8 protein-coding genes are annotated in these 7,092 nt (G+C 41.5%); all 8 read right to left on the reverse strand.

Features of this window, described 5'->3' with window-relative positions:
• Window positions 1-193 precede the first annotated feature (193 nt).
• On the reverse strand, window positions 194-904 hold the full coding sequence (locus Q4D72_RS11890; protein ID WP_303078140.1) for a hypothetical protein: 711 nt from the start codon (window positions 902-904) through the stop codon (window positions 194-196).
• 31 nt (window positions 905-935) lie between these two features.
• Entirely contained in the window at window positions 936-1,757 is an 822-nt protein-coding gene (locus Q4D72_RS11895) for a DNA adenine methylase (RefSeq protein WP_303078141.1), read from the reverse strand.
• Between the two features lie 231 nt (window positions 1,758-1,988).
• Window positions 1,989-2,573: a hypothetical protein gene (locus tag Q4D72_RS11900; RefSeq protein WP_303078142.1), complete on the reverse strand. Its 585-nt coding sequence runs from the start codon at window positions 2,571-2,573 to the stop codon at window positions 1,989-1,991.
• A gap of 15 nt (window positions 2,574-2,588) precedes the next feature.
• Complete coding sequence (locus Q4D72_RS11905) at window positions 2,589-2,975, reverse strand: D-Ala-D-Ala carboxypeptidase family metallohydrolase (protein ID WP_303078143.1); 387 nt, start codon at window positions 2,973-2,975, stop codon at window positions 2,589-2,591.
• A 3-nt stretch (window positions 2,976-2,978) separates the two neighbouring features.
• Window positions 2,979-3,455, reverse strand: a complete 477-nt coding sequence (locus tag Q4D72_RS11910) for a hypothetical protein (RefSeq protein ID WP_303078145.1) — start codon at window positions 3,453-3,455, stop codon at window positions 2,979-2,981.
• Window positions 3,455-5,668, reverse strand: coding sequence for a pyocin knob domain-containing protein (locus Q4D72_RS11915; RefSeq protein ID WP_303078146.1), 2,214 nt, complete (start codon window positions 5,666-5,668; stop codon window positions 3,455-3,457). The genes Q4D72_RS11910 and Q4D72_RS11915 overlap by 1 nt, the downstream gene beginning before the upstream one ends.
• An 83-nt stretch (window positions 5,669-5,751) precedes the next feature.
• Window positions 5,752-6,630 (reverse strand): hypothetical protein, encoded by an 879-nt coding sequence (locus Q4D72_RS11920; protein WP_303078147.1) that lies wholly within the window; start codon window positions 6,628-6,630, stop codon window positions 5,752-5,754.
• 12 nt (window positions 6,631-6,642) lie between these two features.
• The coding region (locus Q4D72_RS11925) for a hypothetical protein (RefSeq protein ID WP_303078148.1) at window positions 6,643-7,092 on the reverse strand (450 nt) is incomplete at its 5' end.

Here is a 7,092-nt window from a genome sequence, read left to right on the forward strand (position 1 = left end):
AATAAAAGTCTGATTCAAAACGAATCAGACTTTTTTGGTTTTTAATGGTGTGGCGTGAAAAAATTAGCTTAAATATATTCCGCAAAACCAAATGTACCAAAATTCAAAATGAAATGTACATTTTTTTCGGAATTTCATCATCACTGCAAAGATATCCAAAAAACACAAAAACACGGTTAAATTGCCGTGTTTTTTATTCCAATTCACTTATGAACTTAATCAGCCTCTCTTTAATGAGCTTGCGGTTGCGTTGCCACTCAAAAGGCGTTGTGCCTCTATTATATGCGGGGTAAGGCTGTGCGGGCTTATTATACCTAAAACATTTGCATAGCGGAAAAATATACCGATAGGTATTTACTTGAAAAACATCTACATCGCCCAGCAAAAACGCCAAATTATTACGTAAATACATTCCCTTGCTATCCATTCGGGTAAAGTTCATTTCGTGGCTAATTTCACCCGTACGTTTGTTTTTGACAAAGGTTGTTTTGTGATGCCCGTAATACTTGAAGTTCGCCGCTTTGTAAATCGTTCCGCAACCCAACCGACCATCGGCAAAACTTTGGACAGCTACACAGTTCGGACAATCCTCACGTAACAGCTTCAACGAGCGACTGATAAGTATCGTTTCGGCATTCTTACCCAGTTCATCACTTATCCACATTCTATTGAGTTCCAACATCATCGCTTGCGGATTAGGGTGCGTAAAATGCCGAGCCTTCGGATGCATCATATAACCATACACCGCTACGCCTAAACATTCATTTTCAGCCTCTTGCCTCTCTCGGAAAATGCCATAATTGAACAATCCGTGATTTGCTCCTAATTTCTTACTATAATGATTTTCAATGATTAAACTTTTTGCTTTTTCTTTGGAAATTCGTTTGATAACTAAATTCCCCATTCTGCTACTTTGTACAATAATTCGCTTTATTTCATTCATTTATATTGTAATTAGCCGTTAATATTTCTTTTCTCTTTCTACCCTTTACGGACGACGACCCCAAATGCAAGGCAATTTCCTTTTGATACCAGCCGAACTGCTCCACATACTTTAACAACTCGTCATTTTGATAACTACTTAACAAAAACTTGCCTTTAACCTTTGATAATGCGTTAAGTAGCTCGTTAAAATGTTCTTGCGTATAGCCTCCGTAATGCCCTTGTCGTGCTCCTACATAGGGCGGGTCGCAATATATGAACGAGTTTTCACTATCGTGCGAAGCAATCACAGCACAAGCATCGTTGTTTTCAATTTGCACGTGTTGCAAGCGTTCGGCATAGTCTTCTGAAAATTGCAACACTTTGTTAATCAATCCTATTGCATTTTTGCCCTTGCGGTCGAAACGGCAATTTTGAATTTGATTGGAAAAGCCCGCATTGGTGGCGTACCAAAACGCCCAAGCACGTTGCACCGGCGAAAACAAAAAGGGCGAATGATACATTACAAGCGCCGATTTATACGCCTCACGGCTTACGATTGTCTTATTAACCAACGCTTTAAGTGCTTCAAAATCCGATTTTAAAACATTGTAGAAGTTTACCACATTGGCGTTAAAATCGTTAATGATTTCACTTTTGGCGGGCTGTTTTGCCCAGAAAACTGCACCGCCTCCGAAAAAGGGTTCTACATAAATTTGATGCTCGGGAATGAGCGGAATAATATGTGGCAACATCGTTTGTTTGCCTCCGTAATAACTAATTGGCGTTCTCTGCCAGTGCGAGCCGCACGGGCGATTTGTTTTTGTTTCTTTCATTTCTAAAAATTTTTTGTACATTTGCAGTTCCTACATCAATAAACATAAAAAGCACACAGACACAGAAGACATATTTGTCCTCCGTAGCCTGTGTGCTTATGTTTAAAAGATGTAGGAAGTTTTTTAAAGCGGAGGACATTTTTTTACCCTCCAAAAATCCTTTTTTACTTGCAGACTTACAGCTATGTATAAGCGGACAAAGGCGAATTATAAGGCTCGTTTCCCAACCGTTTAAATCCTTTTTAAAAGCCGTTTAAACTTCGTTATTATGGCAGGAACTTGCCGAAACAACTTCAATCGCCAAGCAAGGAAAAGCAAAGCTAAAACCACCAAAATCCAAAAGATTAAAGAAAAATAAACCCCAAAGGTAAACCCTTTAACTTCAACGTCTTTTTCTTTTTTAAATTCCGAATTAGACCGCTCACTTTGCTTATTTATAACAGCTTTATTACTCGTATCTTCCTTATATACAGTATCTTTCCGACTGGTTTGCGTGGTTTTAGAGCGTTTTGCGCGCATTTTCATTCGCCCGCCCGTTACCACTACTGTTTGGGTGCCATTGCTTCGGGTTACGCTGTAACTCATTGATTTGGAATTGCCCAAACTATCCTTGTCGCTTTCCAGTTCTATTTCAACGTCGTCATTTTCAGCAAATTGAAATTCGGTTTTTTGCCCTGATTTTTCGGTTTTTACGCTGTTTTCTTGATTTATTTGCACATTTTCCTTGCTTTTTTCTTCTTTCTTAAAAATGTGCAATAACTTGGTTTTGCAACTCGTAAGCCCCAAAAGGCAGATTAATAAAATTAAAATTCTCATTTTCAATACTTTTTTTTACTTGTTTGAAAAATCCCACCGCGCTTTTACGCCTCGAATATCGTAATGCGTAAAACCTTTGTAAATCCCGATGCCGCCTTGCTTCATTTTGCCCTCTTTTATCAGATTTTCAATGATTTGGGCGACTTTTTTCGGTGAAAGTCCCACAATGGTAATGTCGGCAGCTTTGCCCAAGAGGTGCTGTGATTTGGGCGCGCCGCCCACGCGTTTGTTGTAGCTGGGCGACCGATATCCGCTGTTAATCACGATGCTTTTGCCCACAAAATCGCGCAAAATTTGCAGTTGCTCAGCTACAATCTTCACGTTTTCAAGCACCTGCAGGGGCATTACCGACCCGTCTCGGCACTCAAATTCTTTCTTTGTAAAATTCTTTGTTAGTTGCATTTTTTATTTGATTTTAAATTTTAATTCTTTGGAAAATAACTCTGTACAAATCTGAAATTTAAGCATATATACATTGCCTTTATTTTGTCTCAACAAATCTTGAAAACTTTTTTTAAATCGAATGGTTACGTAGGCTTTATGTATAGGCTCAATGAGAACATCGTGTACATACAACAATTTAAATTGCTCATCTATAAGTATTTCTATATTTGAATATCCAGCAGACAAACTGATGTTTAGTACAAAAGTGTTACTTACGTCATTTTCCAGCCAGTTGTTGCCACTGGCAATGTATTTTTCATAGTAATGAAAACCGAAAAAACCATCCTGAGGCTGAACAAATAACGGCTGGTTTCGTTCATATATTCTGCCAAGATTATTCACGGCATATTCTATCCTGTCAATACGGGAAAACCCAAAGTAAATTCCTGTAATTCTGTTATCTATTCCCCTGCCTTTTATATAGTTACCGAGTTTCATTATAGAAAAATTTCGTCATTTTTGATATACACCGAGCCGCCCACTTTTAACAGATACGCCGAACTCATTGCTTTTCCTTTAATAGGGAAACCCTTTGAAGGTGAAGGAGTTATGTTAATATGATAATTATCAGTTAGTTTAATAATGGAACATTCCGCATTGTCGGGGAAATTTGACGTGTCCAACGTGATATTGCGTGTCATATCCGTAACAACAATGGTTTTGCCTGCGTGCGTCTTATCAAGATTCAACGTGCTACGTGTAGCGCTGAAAACCAAAATGTTATTGTTTGAATTTGCAGGCGTGTTTTCCTTTGCGTAACACACAAAAGCCGTTGCCCCATTACAAACCAAATGAACCAGCGTACCAATGGGAGCCGTTACTACCTTATCCCCGATGATGCCCACACCGCTTGTGGGCGTAAACGTCAGATTTTCAGCCGTATTTTTCACATACGTAACCACTTGCGTGGTGTTGGCGACGGTTATTGTAGTGGCTTGATTTACCACAAAAGTGCTTCCACTCGTTGGGAATTTGCTTTGAAAAGCCGAAGCCAAATTCTGAGCCGTTTCGGTGAGGTTGTGGATTTTTCCGCCGTCAAACTCACGCCAAGGCAACCACTTACTATTATTGACGAACGCCCGCATAAAAATCCGCGCACTGTTCGTGTAGTCTCCTGAGTTTTGCGTTCCGGCGGCAAAATAAACCTGAAAAACAGTCAGCGTGCTGGCGTTTGTTGTCATCGGAAGCACAAACAAATGCCCTCCACGAATGGCATCATATGGATAGTTCCGTGCTACGGTAGCTTCTGATGAATTGTATTTCCCATAAAAACCAGCCGTTTTAATATTATTTAGATTTTCCGTACCTAACTCCTTGAACTGCCAGCCGGTGAATGCTTTCCACGTCTTATTTTGACGCAAATATTCCTTCCCGTCGGTGGGTGCTTCGGGAAAATCAGCCTCCCCGCCCGAAACGTAGGCTGTATTTTCCGCCAAAACAATTTTAATCTCCTGCCCGATTTTGCCTTCAAACGATGTTTTTCCGATGAGGGTCAATCCGTCTTGGGCAGTGAGCGTAACGGTTTTTTCAGCGGTTTGCACATACGTGATATGCGTGCGTTTTCCTTTGTTAATGGTTATAGTTACCTCACTATCAGGAAGCAATACAGTGGCTTCATATTGGCTTAATTCTTCTATTTGGTCATCGGTTGTAAAAGCGTTTGCCGATTGGCTTAAAATTCGTTTGGTTGAGGAAAGCTCAAACCAACCCACCCATTTACCGCCACGAACGTATTTTCTTAAAAACACACGCGGCACTTCGTAATAATAAGCTGTATTTGTGCCTGTATTGGTTGTGCCGCCCGAAACAAATAGCTGATGAAAAATGTTTGACGCATCGGGCGAACTTACGGGCAACACATAAAGCGAACCGCCCCGAATGTTATTGGCGGGATAATTATTCGCTTTGTTGGCATACGCTCCTCTGTCTTGCCGATACACGCCGGGTTGCGTTATCGTGTTCAAATTGACGTTGCCCAATTCGGTAGAACCTTCAAAATCAAACGGATTAGTAACGATTACCCACCCGCCATTTTTGCGGTTATAGGCTTTTCCATCATTCGGCGCTTCGGGCAAGAGCGTTGGCAAATCCTCCAAGTCATTATACGAATGCGTATGCGTAAGAAGCGAATAACGCCCGTCAAGGTTTACCGTAAGTTGCTGACCATCCGAACGCAAGCCCGTCAAAACGCCTGTTTCGTGATTGAAATTCAGCGAATTAAGCATTATATCCGCAACGTTTTCAACCCCCAAATCCCTGAACGAGGCTTTTATAGATGTTCCGTCGGCAAAAGTAATCGTGGCGATTTTGTCCACGTCGCCCGTAATGGTCAGATTTACAACCGTTTTATCAGCCGAATTATGAACTTTTTGCTTTTCCTCGTCCGAATAATCATTCGTGCTTAAACCTTTGCCGTCTTCTTTGTCCACTTTTTGGGCGAACAAATCCGAATGCGCCTCATTATCGGTTAAATGCGCTTGAAATTGCGTATCGGAGGCGGTGTCTTGGAGGGCTTTGTCCAAGCCTTCGACAGCATCCATCGGTATTTTGTCTTCCTTATGAATAAACGAATCCAGCCAAGCCCAAAATTGGCTTTGGTTAGGTTTTTTAAGCTCTGAAAACCAGTTCTTTAATTGCTCTCTTGTTGCCATTCCTCTCCCCGTTCCCCTCTCCCAAGGAGAGGGGGCAAACCGCACGGGGTAGCGGTGTTTTAGTTGTTATAAATTATTGTAAATCAATCGTTAAAGCCTACGAAGCGGATAAACCGCACAATACGTGATGGTTGTATGTTGTTGTGGGGCGAATCTTGACCTGCAAGTGAGGCTTTTAACTGGCTTCCCCGCTCTTTGCCCCATTGAGGCAAATTATGACCGCCTGCCCACTGACCGCCGCCACGATGCCAACTATCAATGCTTCGGTGTCCGTTACCCATAACTTCAAAACCGCTTCCGTTTTTGTTGATAATATCCAACTCCGTACGAGGTAATTCACTGGTTGTCAGTCTATGTGTTTTGCTTCCCAATGTTTTGCCAAGTCGTCCGAAATCGGTGTCGCCTGCTTTTTGACCGACAGGCGTAAAGCCCTGCATTTCAGTATGTTCCACCCAACCTTCGGGGATTTCGTAGGCGGGTCTGTCCCAAATGGCAACCAAGCCAATCGGCACGGTTTTCGTTACGCGCCGTTCCAATTTTTCAAGGCGTTTCAAAAGTGAATTTTCACTTTCAAATGATTGGTTATTAATATCTTGCAGGTTTTTAATCCGTTTGAAATCAGCCCAGTTGTACGTGGTTGTGCCATTGCCGAAGGTGGCTATCTTTTTGACAATCACGCCTTTTGAGGTGCCATCTTCAAATAATTTGGTTTCGATTTCTTCCTTGACGACAACTCTACTATCCGCCAATGCCGTTCCGCCTTTGAACGGAAACACCTCATTACCAATAACAACGAAGCCGTCCGAAATGTTGTTGCCACGCGCCTCGCAACCCGACAAAATCGCCAAATTGCCTGATAATCCGCTGATTGAATTAAACACGGCATAAGCGTTTTGCAAGGCGTTTAAAATATCGGTTGTCAGCGGAAAACCGCCTGTTTGGTTGAATATCAATCTATCCATATTTTTTATAACTTAAAGTAATTCAATAATATAGCGTTTGCCCGCCAGCTTGTAATAGTCAATCAGCGCTTCAATGGCGTAAAATCGCAATTCGCCGATTTGGTTGGTTTCGGTTTTTTGCCGTTTCCAAACCTCCAACGGTATTTTAACAATGAAATCAACGCCCGTTTCGGCATAATCCACATCGCGGTTCAAGTACATAGTTCCCAGATAAACAGGCTTTTGTTCGCCCTCCGTATAGATGTATTTTGCCTTAAATTGATTACCGTCAATGATTTTAATACGACGCTGTTCCTTGTCGAAATTATCGTTGAGCACTTTACGTAAATAACAAACTTGTCCGTTGTGTTTCAGCCTATAAAGGTCGCCATTTTGGTTATTCCGTTTTTGCGAGAAATCATAATGTATTCGCTTTAAAGGCGTTATCAGCAAACGCAAAAACGCCAATATTTTGGATTTTCG

It is taken from the genome of Capnocytophaga sp. (assembly GCF_030532915.1).
Taxonomy (GTDB): domain Bacteria; phylum Bacteroidota; class Bacteroidia; order Flavobacteriales; family Flavobacteriaceae; genus Capnocytophaga.